Origin of the sequence: Nocardia sp. NPDC127606, assembly GCF_042671725.1 — a bacterium.
Classification (GTDB): domain Bacteria; phylum Actinomycetota; class Actinomycetes; order Mycobacteriales; family Mycobacteriaceae; genus Nocardia.
Map to the genome: position 1 here is coordinate 499,035 of NZ_JBHXWQ010000001.1, position 19,284 is coordinate 518,318.

A 19,284-nucleotide genomic window follows, 5' to 3' on the forward strand; every position below is an offset into this window, starting at 1 on the left:
TCAGGCTCGTCGCCGTCAGGGTATGTCCCGCAACGATTTCGTTACGGGCACGATACTGCCCTGACGGCGCGTTCGCCGAATGCCACGAGGGAAAATGTTTACCAGTGGATATAGACCTCATCGCCGATGCCGACATTCTCGTAGTACCAGGCGGCGTCGTCGGGTGCGAGGTTGATGCAGCCGTGGCTCACATTGGCGTTGCCCTGCGAGTCCACCGACCACGGTGCCGAGTGCACCATCACGCCACCCCAGGTGAGGCGCACGGCGTATTCACCGTCGATGATGTAGCCCTCGGGGTCGTCGAGCGGGATGCCGATGGTCCGCGAGTCGAACACCACCGACCGATCCTTCTCCAGCACGCTGAAGGTACCGGTGGGAGTCTCGAAACCGGGCTTGCCCATCGACGCGGGCATCACCCGCACAACCTGTCCACCCTGGCTGACAGTGAAGGTGTGCGTCGACAGGTTCGCCTCGGCGTAGGTGCCACCGCCGTATTGGGTGCGCTGGCCTCCGATCAGGTCCGCGGACGCGGCTCCCGACCAGGCTGCGGCCAGTATTGCCGCCATGATCGCGACGAACAGGACACGAAATGCGCTCCTCATAAACGCCACCCCTTCACTCACTCGTAGGCGGATTCCAAGTCTAGGCCGCCATGATCAACTCGACCTATCGAAGTGGTAACGGCCGACGGGTCCGACGGTGTGTCGTCTTGCGTTCACGCAGGTCGAGGCCCCGATAAAGCGTTCTCACTTCGAGACCGGCGACAGCGGGCGCCCCGGTTGCGGCAGCGCGGCCGGTTCGGCGGTGCGCGCGGCATCGAATTCGGCTCTGGCGGCGGTGATCTGCGCGTGGTGTTCGACTACCCAGGCACCCATCGCCTGGCTGATCCGCCCCAGATCCGCCCCGAGCGCGGTGATGCTGTACTCCACCCGGGGCGGCATCGTGGGGAACACCTCGCGCCGGACCAGGCCGTCGCGTTCCAGGTCGCGCAGCGTTCGGGTGAGCACCTTCTGGGTGATGCCGTCCAGGCGTCTGCGCAAGGCGTTGAAACGCACCGGCCCGCCCGCCTCGCGCAAGCTGCCGAGAACCAGCAGGACCCATTTGTCGGCGAGTACCGACAGCAGTTGCCGCGCGGGGCAGTCCCGCAGGAACGCTTCGACCGAACTCTGTTCGCCGCTGACGGTATCCATGAGGTACCACGGTATCCGAAAGGTGCCTACTACCGCGGGGATACCGGTCGGCGCAGACTCGACGGTATGTGGCAGATGGTGCAGAGATCTTTCGGCGGTCCGGACGTCTTCGAAAGGGCAGAGGTGCCGCGGCCTACACCGGGTCCGGGGGAGGTGTTGGTGCGCGTCGTGGCCACCAGCGTCAACGCCGCGGACTGGAAGGTGCGCAGCGGCCTGATCCGGCGGCTGGGTGAGCCGCCGCTGGTGCTCGGGCTCGATGTGTCCGGGGTCGTCGCGGCGGTGGGTGACGAGGCGACACGTTTCGCGCCGGGAGACGCGGTGTACGGCATGGTGTTCGGTGGCGCCAACGCGGAATACGTAGTGGCGCAGGAGAATCGGCTGGCTCGCGTGCCCGCCTCGATCGACCCGGTGCACGCGGCCGCGCTGCCGGTGGCCGGGGTCACCGCCTGGCAGGCACTGGCCTCGGTGCGGCCGGGCGAGCGGGTCCTGGTGCACGCGGCGGCCGGTGGCGTCGGGCATCTGGCGGTGCAGATCGCGGCGCGGCGCGGCGCGTGGATCGCCGCCACCGCGCGGACCGGCAATCACGCCTATCTGCGCGAACTCGGCGTCACCGAACCGATCGACTACCAGACCATCGATTTCACCACCGCGGTGCGCGAGGTCGACCTCGTGGTGGACCTGATCGGCGGCGACTACACGGATCGATCATTGACCGTCCTGAGCGACACCGGGCAGGTGGTCGCCGCCGAAGGCCCGGCGACACACCCGGATTCGCGCGTGCGCCGACTCTATGTCGATCCGACGACGGCCGCGCTCGACGAGCTCGCGGCGACGGTGGACCGCGGGGAGCTGACCGTCGACATCGCGCAGATCCTGCCGATCACCGAACTCGCCGCCGCGCATCGGCGCAGCGAATCCGGTCGGGTCCGCGGCAAGATCGTGCTCACCGCGGACCGCTGACTCAGCCGCGGACGGCGTGCAGCACGTCGCCGTGCAGGGCGTCGGCGCGGGCGGCGACGGTGTCGACGCGCAACAGCGCGGCGGCGAACGGGTCGCCCAGGTCGGCGGGCAGCGAGCCGACGTTGATCTCGATATTGAGTTGCGAACTCATCGCCGCGGCGCGGGCGGCGTCGGCGGCGGCGCCGATGTCGGTGACCACGTTCGGATTGCCGATCGGCAGCAGTTCGGCGGCCAGCGAGAGGATTTCGTCGGCCTCGTCGACCACGGCGGCGGGCACGCGCGCGGCCTCGACCAGTGCCGCGTTGATCGCCGCGGTGCGAGCGGCGATCTCGGCGTCGGTGTCCTTGGGCAGCTTGTAGGCGGCGCCGACGGCGGTGAACGCGGCGGCGTCGGCGTCGGCGAGCTCGAGCGACCTGGCCAGCGCGGCGTCGGCGGCCACGATGATCTGGTCGATCACCGGCCGGTTCTGCGCGTCCTTGGCACGGGTGGTGTAGCGCGCCACCATCGCCACCAGCGCGGCGGCCTGCGCGGCGTGCAGCGCGGCCACGGCCCCGCCACCGGGGGCTGGCACTTTCGCGGCCAGCTCCGACAGGTAGTGCTCCAAGGTCACCGAACCGAAGGAGGGGGCGATCTGCTGCGGCGACACGGTGGGCTGCGACACGACGGGGTGGCCTTTCGATGCGGCGAGAATTGCGTGGAATCTTCTCCCAACGCTACCGCGTGCCCGCCCGCGCACCCCGCTCGACCAGCACCTGTGCCGACAGACCGACCGGTCGGGGTGCGCGCGTTGTCCGGGGCTATGTTGGGTGCATGCGGATCGGATTGAGCATCAACTACACGGACGGTTTCAAGGAGACGGCGGCCGAGGTCGCCGACCTGGAACGCGCCGGCCTCGACATCGTCTTCGTGCCGGAGGCGTACTCGTTCGACGCGGTGAGCGCGCTGGGCTTCCTGGCCGCCCGCACCGAGCGGGTGCAGCTGGCCTCGGGCATCCTGCAGCTCTACACCCGGACCCCCAGCCTCACCGCGATGACCGCGGCGGGCCTGGACTACGTCTCCGACGGCCGGTTCATCCTCGGCATCGGCGCCTCGGGCCCGCAGGTCATCGAAGGCTTCCACGGCGTTCCCTACGACGCCCCGATCGGCCGCACCCGCGAACTCCTCGAAATCTGCCGCACGGTGTGGCGCCGCGAGAAGCTCAACTACCAGGGCAAGTACTACCAGATCCCGCTGCCCGCCGAGCGTGGCACCGGCCTGGGCAAAGAGCTCAAGCTGATCAATCACCCGGTGCGCGCGGACATTCCGGTGCTGCTGGCCGCGCTCGGTCCGAAGAACGTGGAGCTGGCCGCCGAGGTCGCCAACGGCTGGCAGCCGATCTTCTTCCTGCCGGAGAAGGCGAAGGACGTGTGGGGCGAATCGCTCGCCGCGGGCAAGGCCAAGCGTGATCCGGCGCTGGGCGAGCTCGACATCTTCGCCGGTCCCGCACTGGCGATCGGTGAGAACGTCACCGGACTGCTCGAGTTCGTGAAGCCGCACCTGGCGCTCTACATCGGCGGCATGGGCGCCAAGGGCAAGAACTTCTATCACACCCTCGCCACCAAGTACGGTTACGGCGAGGCCGCCGACCGCATCCAGGAGCTGTACCTGGCAGGCGACAAGCAGGCCGCGACCCAGGCCGTGCCCGACGAGCTGGTGCGCGACGTGTCGCTGATCGGTCCGGAGAGCTTCGTGAAGGAGCGCATCGCGGCGATGGCCGAGGCGGGCGTCACCACGCTCAACGTCACGCCGATCGCCGAGAACGCCGCGGGCCGCGTCAAGCTGATCGAGCAGCTGCGCTCGCTCTGCTGACACCCACCGACGACAAACGCGCCGCCGTCCGGACATTCCCGGGCGGCGGCGCGTTGTGTTGTGTCAGGACGTGAACGACGCCAAGGCGGCATCCAGGGTGGTGTGCATGGCGAACACCTGGTCCAGGCTCGTCATCTTCAGCTGACGACTGGTGGCGGGTCCGTCCGCCACGACCGCGATCGAGGTGGTCTCGCCTGCCCGCTGATGCGCGGCGACCAGCGTCGCCATGCCCGCCGACGCCAGGAACCCGACCGCGGTCAGGTCGATCACCAGCGCCGCCGGTTTCTCGGCCAGGATGGCCTCGATGGTGGCATCGAGGGCGGGTGCGGTCGCCAGGTCGACCTCGCCGGTCACCGTCAGCACCGTGACGCCGTCGTGTACCGCCGTCGTGGTGGTCATCGTGTCCGTGAGTGGATACGCGTCTCCGGAAGAGTTGGTCACTGTTCAACAACACACAACTTTGCCCGAATACGCAAGCCACAGCGCTTGCTCGCCACGGGATCGCCATGGTCGGCCTCGGTTGTGGCGGTGCTAGTTCTCCTCGCCGCCGAGGCCGGACAGGCGTTCGTGCCTGGCTTCGGAGGCGGCGTTGAGCCCGTCGACGTAGTCGAACTGGTAGACGAGATCGTTGCTGGAGGCGAAGAACAGCTCGCCGCGCACCTTGTACACCCGGATGTCGTCGGCGGTGCGCACCGGCACGACCTCGGTGAAGTGCGCGACCCGATGGGCGAAGGCCACCATCGCGACCAGCACCCCCACGATCACGCCGTACGCCAGGTTGTGCGTGACAACGATGACGACCACGGTCACCAGCATCACCCGTGGTCTCGGCGATCGGCATGCGCCGCAACGTCTTCGGTGCGAGGGAGTGCCGATCCAGGGTCCCACCGACACCATGATCATCACCGCCACCAGCACCGCCATCGGGATCTGCGCCACGAGTCCGCCGAGCCCGACAACCGAGCCGAGCAGGAACACCCCGGCCAGGAATGTGGAGATCCGGGTACGCGCGCCGGAGACCTTGACGTTGATCATGGTCTGGCCGATCATCGCGCACCCGCCCATCCCGCCGAAGAACCCGCGCGACGAGCGGCGCGGGCACCACCGTGGTGAGGTTCGGCAGGAAGTACAGAATCGCCGGGCTCGCCACCAGCATCGGATACACCAGCCACGGCACCCCGATCAGATGCGGCAGCTGCGTCAGAAAGATCATGATGGCCAGCGCGTTGACGAACCCGACCATCACGCTGCGCGGAATGAACCGCATCAGCCTGGCCACACCGACCACGCTCAACACCACCTGGAACACCCCCGCGAGCAGCACGGTCGCGGCGCCGACACGGCCATCCCGAACTCCGTTCCGCTAGAGGCCGGGGGTCCGGCAGTCGACAACCTCGACTTCGCGTGAGGTCAGGGTTTCGCCTGGTATGCCCGGTGCGCAGGGTAGGGGGTGGTGTTATTCCCATCTGGTCGTACTGTGAGGGCGTGAACATCGATGTGACGCCTTTACCGGGAATCGGCGTGTGCAAGGACTTTCCGCTGGCGGAGGCGCGCCGCCGGATCGGCGTGATCGAACATCGCGACGGCACCGTCGACCTGGTCGTCTCGCGAGCGGGCGACTACGACTCGACCACCTCGATTCCCCTGTCCGACACCGAGATCGGTGTGCTGGCCGGCTTGCTCGGTGCACCGCAGGTGGTGCAGAAGACGCGCGAGACCCACAGTGCGGGCGAGCTGTCGACCAGGCAGTTCGCGATCGATCGTGGCAGCCCGTTCGACGGTCGTCCGTTGCGCGACACCGAGATGCGGACGCGCACCAAGGCCTCGGTCGTCGCGGTGGTGCGCGCGGGTGAGGTGACTCCTTCACCGGGAACCGATTTCACCTTCATCCCCGGTGATCTGGTCGTTGTGGTCGGCACCGACGAGGGTCTGGACGCGGCAGGACGGCTTCTCGACGCCGGCTGACAATCCATGCGGATAGTAAAGGGCAGGTAAGGTATCCCTAGCTGAGGTTAGGTGATCCCATGAATGTAGAAGTGACGTCCCTGCCGGGAATCGGTGTCCGCAAAGAGTTTTCACTGTCGAAGGTGGACCGCCGGATCGGCATCGTCGACCACCGCGACGGTGGTACCGACCTGATTTTCACGAAGGTCGGCGACCCGGATTCCACCGTCCAGATTCCACTGTCCGCTGTCGAAGCCCGCACGCTGGCGAGTCTGCTCGGCGCACCGCAGTTGGTCGCGCAACTGCGCGAGGAACATCGCGAACTCGATGGAGTGAGCACGCGGTCGATGCTGGTACCGCCGAACTCGCCCTACGCGTCACGACGATTGGGCGACACCGAGTTGCGGACCAAGACCCGCGCCTCGATCGTGGCGGTGCTGCGGGCGGGCCAGGTCCTGGCATCGCCGGGACCCGAGTTCGTGTTCGCCGGCGGCGATATGGTCGTCGTGGTCGGCACGAATGCCGGACTCGACGCCGCCGCTTCGATCCTGACCGACGGCTGAGCCGGTGCAGATCAGTGGAACCGCGCTGGCATTGATCCAGCTGGGGGCTGTGTTCTTCGGGTTGGGAGTGCTCGGGCGGATCGCTGCCCGCATCGGCCTCTCGCCCATCCCGCTCTACCTGCTCGGGGGGCTGGTCTTCGGCACGGGCGGGCTGATCGAGCTGCACGAGGTGGAGGATTTCATCCACATCGCCAGCGAGATCGGCGTCGTGCTGCTGCTGTTGTTGCTCGGTTTGGAATACACCGCCGGTGAACTGGTCACCGGCATGCGTAAATCATGGCCCGCCGGTCTGCTCGACCTGGTACTCAACGCGACTCCCGGCGTGATCGTGGCGCTGATGCTCGGCCTCGGGCCGACGGGGGCGATCGCGATGGCCGGCGTCACCTATATCTCCTCCTCCGGGATCGTCGCCAAGGTGCTCAACGACCTCGGCCGTCTCGGCAACCGGGAGACGCCGACGGTTCTGTCGATCCTGGTGTTCGAGGACCTGGCGATGGCGGTGTACCTGCCGGTGCTCACCGCGGTGCTGGCCGGTGTCGGATTCGTGGCGGGGATGACCACGGTCGGTATCGCGCTGGTCGCGGTGACCCTGGTGCTCATCGTCGCGCTGCGCTACGGCCGGTACGTCTCGGCGATCGTGGCGAGTGAGGATCGGGAGATCTTCCTGCTCAAGCTGCTCGGCTCGGCGCTGCTGGTGGCGGGTATCGCCTCGGCGGTGCAGGTGTCTGCGGCGGTCGGCGCGTTCCTGCTCGGTATCGCGATCTCGGATTCGACCGCGCACGATGCCACCAAGATCCTCGAACCGTTGCGTGATCTGTTCGCGGCGATGTTCTTCGTGCTGTTCGGTTTGAGTACCGATCCGGCGAGTATTCCGCCGGTGCTGGGCTGGGCGGTGCTGTTGGCGGTGGTCACGACGGTCACCAAGATCGCCACGGGGTGGTGGGCGGCCAAACGGGCGGGGGCCTCGCAACTGGGCCGCGCCCGCGCGGGTACCGCGTTGGTCGCGCGCGGTGAGTTCTCGATCGTCATCGCCGGTCTGGCGGTGGCCGCGGGCGCGGTGCCCGCCGAATTCGCCGCTCTCGCCACCACGTACGTGCTGCTGATGGCCATCATCGGCCCGATCGGCGCCCGCATCGTGGAACCGGTGATGCGGCTGGTGGTCGGTCGCAAGCAGCGGGTGAAGGTCGACCCGCACGCGGAATGACCACTCGTGTCCGGGCCCCCGCGCGATCGTTCGGTGCGGGGGCCCTCGGCGTTCTCACGGCTCGATCAATCCGGCGCGGATGGCGTATCTGGTCAAATCGAGCCGGTCGCGCAGGCCGAGTTTCCCCAGGATGTTGGCGCGATGCCGGTCGACGGTCTTCGCGCTGATCACCAGCTCGGCGGCGATCTCGCGCGCCGAGTACCCCTCGGCGATCAGCTTGAGCACCTCTTCTTCGCGCGGGGTGAGGATCGTTTCCGGCAGCGCGGAGCCCTGCCGGGCGAGTTGCAGGTAGTCGCGCACGAGTGCGGTGACCGCGCCCGGGTAGAGGAACGATTCCCCGCGCATCGTGGCCCGGCACGCCTCGATGAGGTCGCGATCGGCCACCGACTTCAGCACGTAGCCCGAGGCGCCCGCCTTCAGCGACTCGAAGAAGTACTGCTCGTTGTCGTACATCGACAGCATCAGGATGCGTACCGGATGGTTGTTCCTGGTGATCTCGCGGGCAGCCTGGATACCGGTCATCCGCGGCATGGCGATGTCGAGGATCACCAGGTCGATGCTGTCGTCGGCGAGGGCGGTGACCGCGTCCAGCCCGTTGGCGGCCTCGGCGACCACGAGCAGGTCCGGTTCGTTGTCCAGGATCATCCGCAACCCGCTGCGCACCAGGGCGTGGTCGTCGGCCAGCAGAATCCGGGTCGGCGCGCTCATGCGGGCACTCCTTCGCGTGCGGCGACCGGGACGATCAGTTCGACCGCGGTGCCGCCCGCGGCCGGGGACGTGATGGTCAGCGTGGCGTCGATCAGCATCGCGCGCTCGCGCATCCCGCGGATGCCCGCACCGTCCTCGACCGCGCCGCCGCGACCGTTGTCGCTCACCCGCAGCAGCACGGTGTCGGCTCTCGGTGCGATCAGCAAGGTCACCTCGTCGGCGTCGGCGTGGCGCAACACGTTCGTCAAACTCTCCTGGGCGACCCGGTAGCAGACGAGTTCGATGTCGGGGTCGAGGCGGCTGATCGCCGGGTCGACCTCGCGCCGCACGGAAATGCCCGCGGTGCGGCCGAATTCGTGACACAGCGCGGTGATCGCGCTGTGCAGGCCGAGTTCTTCGAGCACGTCGGGTCGCAGCCGCGCGGCGATCCCGCGCACCTCGTCCAGACAACCGCGCACCGTTTCCTGCGCCTGCTCGACTTCCTCGCGCAGGTCGGCGGGCGCCCGGTCGACGACCCGTTTGAGCCGCAACAGCGCCACCGTCAGGCTCTGGCCGATCTCGTCGTGCAGTTCGCGGGCGATGCGCCGCCGCTCACCTTCCTGGGCGGCCAGCGCGGTCCCACCGGCCACCGAACGTTCGGCCTCCAAGCGGTCGAGCATCGCGTTGAAGGTCTCGATCAGCTGATGGAAGTCCCCGCTCGCGCCGCGTTCGAGGCGGACCGCGCGCCGGGGCGGATCGACGCGGCGCATGGAGGCGACCAGCTCGTCGAGCGGAGCCAGCGAGGTGCGCAGCGCCACGGCGTTCGCCGTCAGGATCACCGCGAGCCCGATCACCAGCACCGGCACCTCGGTCAGACGCAGCCGGGCCGACACCGTGGCCGGGGAGAAGGCCAAGACCAGCGTGCCGAGGGTGAAGATCACGCCGTTGAGCAAGCAGATCCGCCAGAACAACGCCGTCACCGGCGTTCGGATTCGCCGCGAGCGTCCTGCTCGCAGCGCTGCGAGACGGTTCATGACACCAGCATGCTGGCGCCCCCACGTTCTGTCCATGGTGCCCAGCACCCATCCCGCACCCGGTTACCGGCGCCACGGGGTCCAGGAAATGGGTGTCACGGCCGATAGTGCCCGCCACCTGCGCGAACCAGACTTCGATCAGACGCTTTCGACGATCCGAGGAAGGACCGCCGGCCATGGATATCGACCGGACGACGATCCCGGGAGCCGGTGTGCTGCACAGCTTCCACACCCGCCACGGCATCCGATTCGCCCTGCTGACGCACTCGTCGGGTGCGCGCCGCCTGCTCGCCTACGCGGGGGGCAGCGACGAACCCACGGTCGACATCGAGCTGGAACCCGACGAAGCCGACCAGGTCGCCGAGCTGATGCATTCGCGGCCGTTCGGCGACCGGCTCGCTCGCCTGGAACAACGCCTGGACCACCTGACCGGACGGCAGGCCCACCCGTGAGCACCGTCGAATCCCCCCGGAGCCATGCCATGCGCGCACGCGATATCGCGATGAACCTGCCGACCGTTCGCACCGGCGACCCCGTCGCTCGTGCGGTGCGGCTGATGGTCGTCAACCGGTTGCCCGGTCTGATCGTCGTCGACGAGCTCGACCGGCCGGTGGCGGTCCTGCCGGGAACCCAGGTGCTGCGCCTGGCGATTCCCGCCTCCTACCACGACGACCCGACACTGGTCCGCACGATCGACGAGGTGCACGCCGACCTGTTCTGGCAGGAACCCGGCAGCCTCACCGTGGGCGACTGTCTGCCCGACGGTGCGAGCAAGCCGGCCACCGTCACCCCCGACGCGACCCTGCTCGAAATCGCGATCCTGATGGCGCGCAAGCACAGTCCGCTCATCGCCGTGGTCGACCGTTCGCGCACCCTGCGCGGCGCGATCACCCTGGAACGGTTGCTGACCAGCCTCGCTGTCGTCGGCCCCGGCGACTGAACGGCCGCCGCGCATGGCCGCAGCGCTTGCCGTCATCATCTTCGTGGTCGCCTTCTTCTTCATCGCCACGGAGAAAGCCGACAAGGTCAGAACCGTCCTGATCGCCGCGGGGGCGATGGCTCTGCTCGGCCTGATCCCCGGCGACGAGGTCTTCTATTCCGCCCACGAAGGCATCGACTGGAACGTCATCTTCCTGCTGCTCGGGATGATGATCATCGTCGGCGTCATCAAGCAGACCGGCCTGTTCGACTATCTGGCGATCTGGTCGGCCAAACGTTCGCGGGGCAACCCGTATCGCCTGATGGTGATGCTGATGTTGATCACCGCGATCGCGTCGCCGTTTCTCGACAACGTCACGATCATCATGCTGGTCGCCCCGGTGACACTGGTGGTGTGCCGACGTCTCGGCCTCGCCGCGCAACCGTTCCTGATCGCCGAGGTCCTCGCGTCCAATATCGGCGGCGCGGCGACGCTGATCGGTGACCCGCCCAACATCATCATCGCCAGCCGGGCCGGGTTGACGTTCAACGACTTCCTCGTGCACATGGCGCCGATCGTGGTGATCACCTTCGTGCTGTTCGTCGCGCTGACCCGGGTGCTGTTCCGCTCCGCGCTGCGCACCGATCCCACTTCGGTCGACGCGGTGATGGCGCTGCAGGAACGGCGCGCGATCCGCGATCCGAAACTACTGGTGCGCTCGATGATCGTGCTGACCGGTGTGGTCGTCGGCTTCTGCCTGCACAGCGTGCTGCACGTCGCGCCGTCGGTGATCGCGCTGGTCGGCGCGGGCATCATGGTGCTGGTCTCCGGCCTCGACATCGGCGATGTCCTGCACGAGGTGGAATGGTCGACGCTGGTGTTCTTCATGGGCCTGTTCGTGATGGTCGCGGGCCTGGTGCACACCGGGGTGATCGCCACGATCGGTGACGCCGCGATCGGCTGGGTCGGGGACAACTATTTCCTGGCCGCGACCGCGCTGGTGTTCGGGTCGGCGATCCTCGGCGCGTTCGTCGACAACATTCCCTACACCGCGACCATGGCGCCGGTGGTGGAGGACATCGTCGCGGGCGCACCGGATCCGGCTACCGGGCAAGCACTGTGGTGGGCGTTCGCGTTGGGCGCCGACTTCGGTGGGAACGGCACGGCGGTGGCGGCCAGCGCCAATGTGGTCGCCCTCGGGATCGCCGCCCGCGCGGGGCAGCGGATCACCTTCTGGCAGTTCACCAAGTACGGCATGTCGGTCACGATGCTCAGCAGTGTCATCGCCTGGATCTATGTGTGGATCCGGTACTTCTGAGTCCCACGACGGTGCTCACCCGACGTGCCGGGTGACGATCCGGTGGATCAGCCGGGCGGCGGTGCGGGCAGTGCGGTGGTCGATGTCGAGCCGCGGATTCAGTTCGGCGACATCGACAACCGCGAGTCTGCCGCTGGCGGTGACGCGGTCGCACACGGCCTGGATCGTGGACAGCGCGACACCGTAGGCCGCGGGGGCGCTCACGCCGGGAGCCACCGCGGCCGGGAGGACGTCGAGATCGATCGTCAGATACAGCAGGTCGATCCCGGCCAGGAAGACGTCGACGAAGGCGGCGACCCGGGTCGGCTCGCAGTCGTCGTCGAGGAGATAGCGCACCCCGAATCTGTCCGCGGTGTCGAACAGGACCCGGGTGTTGCTGGGCTGGCTGATCCCGATCACCGCGTACCGGACGTCGGCGTCGGTCTCGAGGATCTGCCGGAACGGGGTGCCGGAACTGGGCACGGGATCGGGGCGCAGGTCGAAATGCGCGTCGAGGTTGAGGATTCCGATGACGCTGCCGGGGACGCGGCGCGCCGAACCGGCCAGCCCGAGGTAGGTGCCGTAGGCGACCTCGTGGCCGCCGCCGAGAACGACCGGGAAGGCGCCGTCGTCCAGCAGCGCGGACACCGTCTCGCCCAGTCGTCGCTGACCGTCCTCGAGCCGGTCGTCGGTGACGGCGATCGTGCCCGCGTCGAAGGCCCGCAGTTCCGTGGCGAGCGCCATCGGCGACAGCGCGCGACGGAGCGCGTCCGGACCCGCCGCCGCGCCGAGGCGGCCCTTGTTCCGGCGCACTCCTTCCTCGCAGGCGAAGCCGACGAACACACACGCGCCGGGATCGGTGCCCGGTTCGTACGGCGTGACGGCCTGATGCCAGCGCAGATGTCGCGGCGTCGTGCCGTCGACGCGACCGGTCCAGGCGGATTCGGCAGTCATCGCGCCCCACCTCGATTCGTGACGACGAGTACGCCTTCGCGCCACACCTGGTCGACCAGCGCAACGCCGGGGCGGTAGGCGAGATGCAGGTACGAGGGGGCGTCGAGCGCGATGACATCGGCACGGTAACCAGGGGAGAGGGCGCCGATATCGCCGCGTCGCAACGCCTTCGCGCCACCGGCGGTCGCCGCCCAGACCGCTTCCTCGGGCGTCATGTGCATCTCCCGCACCGCCAGGGCGATACAGAACGGCAGGCTGGTGGTGTAGCTGGTGCCCGGATTGCAGTCCGCGCCGAGCGCGACGGTGACCCCCGCGTCCAGCAGCGCTCTGGCATCGGGATAGCTGTTGCGCGTGCAGAAGTCGGCGCCGGGCAGCAGCGTGGCCACCGTGTCGCTGCCCGCGAGCGCCTCGATATCGGCACGATTCACGTGCGATACATGATCGACCGACGCGGCGCCGAGCTCGACGGCCAACCGCACCCCTGGTCCCTGATGCAGCTGGTTGCCGTGGACCCGCGGCACCAGCCCGTGCGCGATCCCCGCGGTCAACACGGCATGCGCCTGATCGCGATCGAACGCGCCCTGCTCGCAGAACACATCGATCCACCGGGCATACGGCGCACACCGCGGAATCATCTGCTCGCACACCATCGTCACGTAGTCGTCGGCGCGCCCGGCGTATTCGGGTGGCGGCACGTGCGCGGCGAGCAGCGTCACCTCGTCGGTGCAGCGCGCCGCGATCCGGACGCTGCGCAGCTCGTCCGCCACGGTCTGCCCGTAACCGCTCTTGCACTCGACCGTGGTGCTGCCCGCCCGCAACGACTCGTCCAGCAACCGTCGCACCGTCGCCGTGAGCTGCTCGTCACTCGCCGCCCGTGTCGCCGCGATGGTCGTGCGGATGCCACCCGCCCCGTAGGGCCGCCCCGCCATTCTCGCCGCGAACTCCTCGGCGCGATCGCCCGCGAACACCAGATGCGAATGCGATTCGACGAACCCCGGCAGCACCGCGCGTCCGCCGAGATCGAACGCGGTGTCGGCGGCCGGTGCGGCGGCACTGTCACCGACCCACACCACCCGCCCGTCGTCGATGACGAGCGCGGCGTCGCGCCGCAGCCCCAGCGGGCCCTCGCCCAGCGCCGGGTCGTTGGTGACGAGAGTGCCGATATCGCTCAGGACGGTGGTGGGCACGGGGAGTCCTCCTGGGCGCGGGTGTCGAGCATGGCGGTGTGCGCGGGGTAGATCATGTGCGCGGGTGGACGGCTGGTGCGTCGCGCGATCGGGTAGTAGATCGCGCCGGTGAAGACGATGCCGACGATCCACGAGATATCCGCGCCGCCGAGCAGGCCCGTGATCGGACCGGTGTAGAGCTTCTGCGCGAGGAACGGCACCTGGGCTGCCACGCCGAGCCCGTAGCAGAGCAGCGCGGGCACGTTCCACGCACCGTAGCGGCCCTTCGGATCGTAGAGCGCGGGCAGGTCGACGCGTTCCTTCGAGATCAGGTAGTAGTCGATCAGATTGATCGCGCTCCACGGCGTGAACACCATGAGCAGCACCAGCACGAAGTTCTTGAAGTTGTTCAGGAAGTCCGCGCTCGCCGCGAGCGCGATCACCATCGAGACCCCGACGAAGCCGACGATGTAGAGCGAGCGGGCGCGCGTGGAGATCTGCGAGCGCCCGTCGAACGCGGTGACGGTCGTCAGGATCGACATGAACCCGCCGTAGGCATTGAGGCAGTTGACGGTCAGCTTGCCGACCACGATCACCAGATACACCCCGAACGCGAGCAGCGCGGGCCCGGCGAGTGTGCCCAGGAACCCGACCTGATCGGCGAGGAACGCCTTGCCCGCGACGGCCGCGACGAGTGCGCCGAGAGTCATCGACCACTGCGAGCCGAGCACGCTGCCCAGGAACGTCGACCAGAAGGTGGTGCGCTCGCTGGTGCTGCGCGGCAGGTAGCGGGAGTAGTCGGCGACGTAGGGGCCGAACGTCAACTGCCAGCCCGCGCTGAGCGAGATCGCGAGCAGGAAGGTCACCGTGTCGAATCCCCGCACGCCGACGAAGTCGCCGACGGGATACTGCGTGAACAGCCGGATCGTCAGATACGTGAAGCCGACGATGCCGACCACCGTGGCCACCCGGCCCACCACATGGATCAGGCGATAGCCGGTGATCGCGACGAACGCGGTGAGGGCACCGAACACGAGGATGCCGATCACCGGGTTGTCGACGTGGAGCATGTTGTTCACCGCCTGCCCGGCGAGCACGGTGCCGGTGGCCGCGAACCCGAGATACATCAGGATCACCAGCACCAGCGGGATCACGGCCCCTTTGACGCCGAACTGGGCGCGGCTCGAGATCATCTGTGGCAAGCCCATGCGTGGTCCCTGCGCGGAGTGCAGTGCCATCACCGTGCCGCCGAAGACGTTGCCGAGCAGCAGGCCGATGATGGCCCACAGCGCGTCGGCGCCGAACACCACCGCGAGTGCGCCGTCGACGACCGCCGTGATCTGCATGTTCGCCCCGAACCACAGGGTGAACTGGCTCCTGGGTGTGCCGTGGCGTTCGTCGTCGGGGACGACGTCGATGGTTCGGCGTTCAGGGGTGAGGAGATCCTCGGGTGTGCCGTTCGCTGTCAATTGCGGCCTGTCTTTCTGCGGTGACGCCGTGGAGCGCGGGCCCGGCGGATGTGCGCCAGGTCACGTACGATAGGTATAGACCTGTATAGACAAGAACGTCAAGGGGTAGCCCGCAGTGATGGGAGAAGCATCGTGAGCATCGACTCGGATCGGTCCGGACCGGTCGTCGTCGGCACGGGTCCGGTATCGGCGCGGGATCTGGTCCGGGTGGCCAGGGACGGCGTCGCGGTGGTGGTCTCGGAGGAGGCCGTCGCCGCCGTCGAGGCGAGTCGTGCGCGGATCGAAGCGCTGGCCGCGGACCCGAGGCCGGTGTACGGGGTGTCGACCGGATTCGGTGCGCTCGCCGTCCGTCATATTCCGCCGGAGTCACGCAAGCAGCTGCAGCGGAGCCTGATCCGCTCGCACGCGGCCGGATCGGGCGCCGAAGTGGAGCGGGAGGTGGTGCGCGCCTTGCTGCTGCTGCGCCTGTCGACCCTGGCCACCGGCCGGACCGGGGTGCGTCCGGTGGTCGCGCGGACCTATGCCGCGCTGCTGTCGGCGGGCATCACCCCGGTGGTCTACGAGTACGGCAGCCTGGGCTGTTCCGGTGATCTCGCGCCGCTGGCCCACGTCGCCCTGGCGGTGATGGGGGAGGGCACCGTCCGGGACGCGACCGGCGAGCTGCGACCTGCCGCCGAGGCCATGGCCGACGCCGGCATCGCCCCGGTCGAGCTCGCGGAGAAGGAAGGCCTGGCGCTGATCAACGGCACCGACGGCATGCTCGGCATGCTGGTGCTCGCCTGCCACGACCTGCGGGCCCTGCTGCGCCTGGCCGATGTGACCGCGTCGATGAGCGTGGAGGGGCTGCTCGGCACCGACAAGGTCTTCGCCGCCGACCTGCAAGCACTGCGCCCGCAACCGGGCCAGGCGATCGCGGCCGCCAATATGGTGCGCGTGCTGGCGGATTCGCCGATCGTGGCCAGCCACGCCACCCCGGACTGCACCGTCGTCCAGGACGCCTACTCGTTGCGCTGCGCACCCCAGGTCGCCGGCGCCGCCCGCGACACCCTCGACCACGCCGAACGCGTCGCCGGCTACGAATTGGCCAGTGCCGTGGACAATCCCGTCGTCACCCTCGACGGCCGGGTCGAGTCCAACGGCAACTTCCACGGCGCCCCCGTCGCGTATGTCCTCGACTTCCTGGCCATCGTGATCGCCGACGTCGCCTCGATGAGCGAACGCCGCACCGACCGCTTCCTCGACAAGGCCCGCAACCACGGCCTCTCCCCGTTCCTGGCCGACGATCCCGGCGTCGACAGCGGCCACATGATCGCCCAGTACACCCAGGCCGCCATCGTCTCCGACCTCAAACGCCTGGCCGCCCCGGCCTCGGTCGACTCGATCCCCTCCTCGGCGATGCAGGAGGACCACGTCTCGATGGGCTGGTCCGCCGCCCGCAAACTCCGCCGCGCCCTCGACGGGCTCACCCGCGTCCTGGCCATCGAGGCCCTCACGGCAGCACGCGGATTGGACCTTCGAGCACCCCTCGCTCCGGCACCCGCCACCGCTGCCGTCGTGGCGAGGCTGCGCACCGAAGTCCCCGGCCCGGGCCCGGACCGCTACCTCGCCCCGGATATCGAGGCAGCGGTTCGGCTGGCGACATCGGGTGCGTTGCTGGCCGCCGCCGAATCGGTGACCGGCCCCCTCGGCTGACGGCGTGCTCGGCGACCGCGGCCCCGCGTGCCCGAGATCCCGCGTGGACCGCTGCCTCGCCCGCGAAGTCGAGGCAGCGGTCTCGGGAATCGCTACGCTTGCAGCTGTTGTGCCGGTCGGACCTCGGTGAGTCCGCGGAGCGAGTCGGGCAACGGGCTCTGGTGCAGGACGCCGAGACGCTGAGTGGCCCGGGTCAGCGCGACGTAGAGTTCGGCGGCCCCGCGTGGCCCGTCGGCGAGAATCCGCTGCGGATCCACGACCAGTACCGCGTCGAACTCGAGGCCTTTCGTCTCCGACGCGGGCACCGTGCCCGGCACGCCCGGCGGGCCGATCACGACACTCGTCCCCTCACGACCGGCCTCGTCCCGAACGAATTCCTCGATCGCGCAGGACAATTCGTCGGCGGTGATCCGGTGCGACCAGGGGGCGACACCGCAGGACCGGACCGAATCCGGCGGTCGGACGTCGGGCGCGAACTCGGCGAGCACATCGGCGGCCACGGCCATGATCTCCGCCGGGGTGCGATAGTTCACCGTCAGGGAACGGTAGATCCAGCGGCCGGGGACATAGGGCTCCAGCATCGTGGCCCAGGAGGTCGCGCCCGCCGCCGACCGGCGCTGCGCGAGATCGCCGACGATCGTGAAGGAGCGGCTCGGGCAGCGCCGCATCAGCACCCGCCAGTCCATCTCCGACAACTCCTGGGCCTCGTCGACCACCACGTGTCCGTAGGTCCACTCACGGTCCGCCGCGGCACGTTCGGCGAGTTCGCGGGTGTCGCGCTCGAGGAAACGTTCGGCCAGGTCTTCGCCGTAGAGCATGTCCTGCGCGAGCAGGTGGTCCTCGTCGTCCATCAGGTCCTCGCGGCTGATGAGGGTGTCCAGCACGCCTGCCGCGTACTCGGCCTCGGCCTTGCGCTCTCGCTCGGCGGAGTCGTCGGCGGCCTTGTCGCGGCCGAGCAGGTCGACGAGTTCGTCGAGCAGCGGCACGTCCGAGACGGTCCACCCGCCACCGTCGGCCCGCCACAGTGCCTCGTCCGCACCTGCCGCCCGCAACCGATCGTGTGACGAATATAGCTGGGACAGCACGGTTTCCGGCCGCAGGATCGGCCAGCACTGATCCAGCGCCGCGGTGAACTCGTCGTTGTCGGCGAGTTCGCGGACCAGGTCGGCGCGCAGTTGTTCCCACGCCTCGGTGTCGTCGCGAGTCAGCCAGCCCTCGCCGATCCGGGCGATCGCGCGCTCGGTGAGGACGTAGGTGATGATCTCGGTGAACACCGCGCGCGCCTCGTTGTGCGGGCGCCCGCTCTCCCGCGCTTCCTGCCTGGCCCACTCCGCGGTCGCGGCATCGATCCGCACCGTCACATCGGTCAGCGCGATCGTCAGCGGCGCCTCGGGCAGGCGCTGGCGGTCCGCGATCGTCGCCGCGAGGACGTCGAGGATCCGCAGCGAACCCTTGTGCCGGGCGGCCTCCGGGGTGTCCTCGGCGCTCGCGCGCAGACCGGGCACCAGATCGGCGGTGGTGGCGAACACGACATTCGTCTCGCCGAGCGAGGGCAGTACATGGGCGATGTGGTGCAAGAAGGCCGGGTTGGGGCCGACCACGAGCACGCCCTGGCGTTCCATCCGCCTGCGCTGGGTGTAGAGCAGGTACGCGACGCGGTGCAGTGCCACCACGGTCTTCCCGGTGCCAGGGCCGCCCTCGATCACGGTCACGCCCGGGTGCTCCAGGCGGATGATCTCGTCCTGTTCGGCCTGGATCGTCGCGACGATGTCGCGCATCCCGTCCCCGCGCGGCGCGTCGACGGCGGCGAGCAGCGCGGCGTCCGCTCCGCCCTCGCTCCCGTCCGGGCGGCCGAGCACCTCATCGGTGAAATCGACCACCTGGCGGCCGCGGGTATGGAACTGGCGACGCCGGCGCATGCCCTCCGGGTTGGCCGCGGTGGCGACATAGAACGCGCGTGCCGCGGGGGCCCGCCAGTCCAGGAGCAGCTGTTCGAGGTCCTTCGACTCGTCGAACAGCCCGATCCGGCCGATATAGGACCGCTCGCCCGACGCCGCGTCGAGCCGGCCGAAACACAGCCCGTTGTCGGCCACATCGAGGCGCTGTACTTCCTTGCCCAGCGCCCGCACCTCGTTGTCGCGCTCCATGGGGGAGTCGCCCTTGGTGCGCAGCGCCGCGCTGTAGCGGCCCTTCACCCGTGCCCGCTCGTCATCGAGGCGCGAGTACAACTCGGCGACATAGCTTTGCTCGGACCGGCGTTCCTCTTCGTACCCGTGCGCTGACATAGGCCCCTAACTGTACTTTTTCCGGTGCGACCGGATGATTGTGCAGCAACCCCGGGGCCTTGCCGCAAGTCC

General features: G+C 68.8%; 18 protein-coding genes and 2 pseudogenes. 9 read left to right on the forward strand and 11 right to left on the reverse strand.

Features of this window, described 5'->3' with window-relative positions:
• Nucleotides 1–98: 98 nt before the first annotated feature.
• Together ACFVJ5_RS02355 and ACFVJ5_RS02360 are read right to left on the reverse strand one after the other, a co-directional pair.
• Nucleotides 99–515: pseudogene (locus ACFVJ5_RS02355) on the reverse strand (L,D-transpeptidase); the annotation flags it as partial.
• A gap of 231 nt (nucleotides 516–746) precedes the next feature.
• Nucleotides 747–1,190 carry a winged helix-turn-helix transcriptional regulator gene (locus ACFVJ5_RS02360; protein WP_379218116.1) on the reverse strand — a complete coding sequence of 148 codons (444 nt, stop codon included), beginning with the start codon at nucleotides 1,188–1,190 and terminating at the stop codon, nucleotides 747–749.
• Nucleotides 1,191–1,265: 75 nt separating this feature from the next.
• Between ACFVJ5_RS02360 and ACFVJ5_RS02365 the strand changes: the two genes are divergently transcribed.
• Nucleotides 1,266–2,150 (forward strand): NADP-dependent oxidoreductase, encoded by an 885-nt coding sequence (locus tag ACFVJ5_RS02365; RefSeq protein WP_379218117.1) that lies wholly within the window; start codon nucleotides 1,266–1,268, stop codon nucleotides 2,148–2,150.
• Between the two features lies 1 nt (nucleotide 2,151).
• Here ACFVJ5_RS02365 and ACFVJ5_RS02370 read toward each other — a convergent pair whose 3' ends face one another.
• Nucleotides 2,152–2,811: a cyclodeaminase/cyclohydrolase family protein gene (locus ACFVJ5_RS02370; RefSeq protein ID WP_379218118.1), complete on the reverse strand. Its 660-nt coding sequence runs from the start codon at nucleotides 2,809–2,811 to the stop codon at nucleotides 2,152–2,154.
• 149 nt (nucleotides 2,812–2,960) lie between these two features.
• Between ACFVJ5_RS02370 and ACFVJ5_RS02375 the strand changes: the two genes are divergently transcribed.
• Nucleotides 2,961–3,998, forward strand: coding sequence for an LLM class F420-dependent oxidoreductase (locus ACFVJ5_RS02375; protein ID WP_379218119.1), 1,038 nt, complete (start codon nucleotides 2,961–2,963; stop codon nucleotides 3,996–3,998).
• Nucleotides 3,999–4,061: 63 nt separating this feature from the next.
• Here the strand turns inward: ACFVJ5_RS02375 and ACFVJ5_RS02380 are convergent, their stop codons facing one another.
• Nucleotides 4,062–4,397 (reverse strand): STAS domain-containing protein, encoded by a 336-nt coding sequence (locus ACFVJ5_RS02380; RefSeq protein WP_101468711.1) that lies wholly within the window; start codon nucleotides 4,395–4,397, stop codon nucleotides 4,062–4,064.
• Between the two features lie 132 nt (nucleotides 4,398–4,529).
• A pseudogene (locus tag ACFVJ5_RS02385) lies at nucleotides 4,530–5,328 on the reverse strand (SulP family inorganic anion transporter); the annotation flags it as partial.
• Between the two features lie 155 nt (nucleotides 5,329–5,483).
• Between ACFVJ5_RS02385 and ACFVJ5_RS02390 the strand changes: the two are divergent.
• The 3 genes from ACFVJ5_RS02390 to ACFVJ5_RS02400 are packed head-to-tail and all read left to right on the forward strand — an operon-like array spanning nucleotide 5,484 to nucleotide 7,709.
• The gene (locus ACFVJ5_RS02390; protein WP_379218120.1) at nucleotides 5,484–5,963 is read left to right on the forward strand and encodes a cation:proton antiporter regulatory subunit; all 480 of its coding nucleotides are present in this window, start codon (nucleotides 5,484–5,486) and stop codon (nucleotides 5,961–5,963) included.
• Nucleotides 5,964–6,022: 59 nt separating this feature from the next.
• Nucleotides 6,023–6,505 (forward strand): cation:proton antiporter regulatory subunit, encoded by a 483-nt coding sequence (locus ACFVJ5_RS02395; protein ID WP_378656301.1) that lies wholly within the window; start codon nucleotides 6,023–6,025, stop codon nucleotides 6,503–6,505.
• A gap of 10 nt (nucleotides 6,506–6,515) precedes the next feature.
• Entirely contained in the window at nucleotides 6,516–7,709 is a 1,194-nt protein-coding gene (locus tag ACFVJ5_RS02400; RefSeq protein WP_378628328.1) for a cation:proton antiporter, read from the forward strand.
• Between the two features lie 54 nt (nucleotides 7,710–7,763).
• Here the strand turns inward: ACFVJ5_RS02400 and ACFVJ5_RS02405 are convergent, their stop codons facing one another.
• Nucleotides 7,764–8,417 carry a response regulator gene (locus ACFVJ5_RS02405; RefSeq protein WP_379218121.1) on the reverse strand — a complete coding sequence of 218 codons (654 nt, stop codon included), beginning with the start codon at nucleotides 8,415–8,417 and terminating at the stop codon, nucleotides 7,764–7,766.
• Entirely contained in the window at nucleotides 8,414–9,430 is a 1,017-nt protein-coding gene (locus ACFVJ5_RS02410; protein ID WP_379218122.1) for a histidine kinase, read from the reverse strand. Before ACFVJ5_RS02410 ends, ACFVJ5_RS02405 begins: the two co-directional genes overlap by 4 nt.
• Nucleotides 9,431–9,606: 176 nt before the next feature.
• On the opposite strand from ACFVJ5_RS02410, the gene ACFVJ5_RS02415 reads away from it, so the two are divergent.
• From ACFVJ5_RS02415 to ACFVJ5_RS02425, 3 genes are read left to right on the forward strand one after another with little or no spacing between them, the layout of a single operon-like run.
• Nucleotides 9,607–9,882 carry a hypothetical protein gene (locus tag ACFVJ5_RS02415; protein WP_379218123.1) on the forward strand — a complete coding sequence of 92 codons (276 nt, stop codon included), beginning with the start codon at nucleotides 9,607–9,609 and terminating at the stop codon, nucleotides 9,880–9,882.
• A 29-nt stretch (nucleotides 9,883–9,911) separates the two neighbouring features.
• On the forward strand, nucleotides 9,912–10,370 hold the full coding sequence (locus ACFVJ5_RS02420) for a CBS domain-containing protein (RefSeq protein WP_379218124.1): 459 nt from the start codon (nucleotides 9,912–9,914) through the stop codon (nucleotides 10,368–10,370).
• Nucleotides 10,371–10,383: 13 nt separating this feature from the next.
• Entirely contained in the window at nucleotides 10,384–11,667 is a 1,284-nt protein-coding gene (locus ACFVJ5_RS02425; RefSeq protein ID WP_379218125.1) for an ArsB/NhaD family transporter, read from the forward strand.
• Between the two features lie 15 nt (nucleotides 11,668–11,682).
• Here ACFVJ5_RS02425 and hutG read toward each other — a convergent pair whose 3' ends face one another.
• Genes hutG through ACFVJ5_RS02440 form a run of 3 tightly spaced genes read right to left on the reverse strand, consistent with a single transcriptional unit; the run spans nucleotide 11,683 to nucleotide 15,235 of the window.
• Nucleotides 11,683–12,600 (reverse strand): formimidoylglutamase, encoded by a 918-nt coding sequence (gene hutG / locus ACFVJ5_RS02430; protein WP_379218126.1) that lies wholly within the window; start codon nucleotides 12,598–12,600, stop codon nucleotides 11,683–11,685.
• Nucleotides 12,597–13,787 carry an imidazolonepropionase gene (hutI, locus tag ACFVJ5_RS02435; protein ID WP_379218127.1) on the reverse strand — a complete coding sequence of 397 codons (1,191 nt, stop codon included), beginning with the start codon at nucleotides 13,785–13,787 and terminating at the stop codon, nucleotides 12,597–12,599. Before hutI ends, hutG begins: the two co-directional genes overlap by 4 nt.
• Complete coding sequence (locus ACFVJ5_RS02440; RefSeq protein ID WP_379218128.1) at nucleotides 13,769–15,235, reverse strand: purine-cytosine permease family protein; 1,467 nt, start codon at nucleotides 15,233–15,235, stop codon at nucleotides 13,769–13,771. Before ACFVJ5_RS02440 ends, hutI begins: the two co-directional genes overlap by 19 nt.
• Nucleotides 15,236–15,367: 132 nt before the next feature.
• Here ACFVJ5_RS02440 and hutH point away from each other — a divergent pair, with 132 nt between their 5' ends.
• On the forward strand, nucleotides 15,368–16,927 hold the full coding sequence (hutH, locus tag ACFVJ5_RS02445; protein WP_379218129.1) for a histidine ammonia-lyase: 1,560 nt from the start codon (nucleotides 15,368–15,370) through the stop codon (nucleotides 16,925–16,927).
• Between the two features lie 92 nt (nucleotides 16,928–17,019).
• On the opposite strand, the gene helR is transcribed toward hutH, so the two are convergent.
• On the reverse strand, nucleotides 17,020–19,212 hold the full coding sequence (gene helR / locus ACFVJ5_RS02450) for an RNA polymerase recycling motor ATPase HelR (protein ID WP_379218130.1): 2,193 nt from the start codon (nucleotides 19,210–19,212) through the stop codon (nucleotides 17,020–17,022).
• Nucleotides 19,213–19,284 lie beyond the last annotated feature (72 nt).

What these genes read in the sequence shown, in the direction of transcription:
- ACFVJ5_RS02410 (WP_379218122.1), bottom strand. Translation starts at nt 9,430, where the DNA reads ATGAACCGTCTCGCAGCGCTGCGAGCAGGACGCTCGCGGCGAATCCGA.
- hutG (WP_379218126.1), bottom strand. Translation starts at nt 12,600, where the DNA reads ATGACTGCCGAATCCGCCTGGACCGGTCGCGTCGACGGCACGACGCCG.
- ACFVJ5_RS02415 (WP_379218123.1), top strand. Translation starts at nt 9,607, where the DNA reads ATGGATATCGACCGGACGACGATCCCGGGAGCCGGTGTGCTGCACAGC.
- ACFVJ5_RS02375 (WP_379218119.1), top strand. Translation starts at nt 2,961, where the DNA reads ATGCGGATCGGATTGAGCATCAACTACACGGACGGTTTCAAGGAGACG.
- ACFVJ5_RS02405 (WP_379218121.1), bottom strand. Translation starts at nt 8,417, where the DNA reads ATGAGCGCGCCGACCCGGATTCTGCTGGCCGACGACCACGCCCTGGTG.
- ACFVJ5_RS02360 (WP_379218116.1), bottom strand. Translation starts at nt 1,190, where the DNA reads ATGGATACCGTCAGCGGCGAACAGAGTTCGGTCGAAGCGTTCCTGCGG.
- ACFVJ5_RS02420 (WP_379218124.1), top strand. Translation starts at nt 9,912, where the DNA reads ATGCGCGCACGCGATATCGCGATGAACCTGCCGACCGTTCGCACCGGC.
- helR (WP_379218130.1), bottom strand. Translation starts at nt 19,212, where the DNA reads ATGTCAGCGCACGGGTACGAAGAGGAACGCCGGTCCGAGCAAAGCTAT.
- ACFVJ5_RS02380 (WP_101468711.1), bottom strand. Translation starts at nt 4,397, where the DNA reads ATGACCACCACGACGGCGGTACACGACGGCGTCACGGTGCTGACGGTG.
- ACFVJ5_RS02395 (WP_378656301.1), top strand. Translation starts at nt 6,023, where the DNA reads ATGAATGTAGAAGTGACGTCCCTGCCGGGAATCGGTGTCCGCAAAGAG.
- ACFVJ5_RS02425 (WP_379218125.1), top strand. Translation starts at nt 10,384, where the DNA reads ATGGCCGCAGCGCTTGCCGTCATCATCTTCGTGGTCGCCTTCTTCTTC.
- ACFVJ5_RS02365 (WP_379218117.1), top strand. Translation starts at nt 1,266, where the DNA reads ATGGTGCAGAGATCTTTCGGCGGTCCGGACGTCTTCGAAAGGGCAGAG.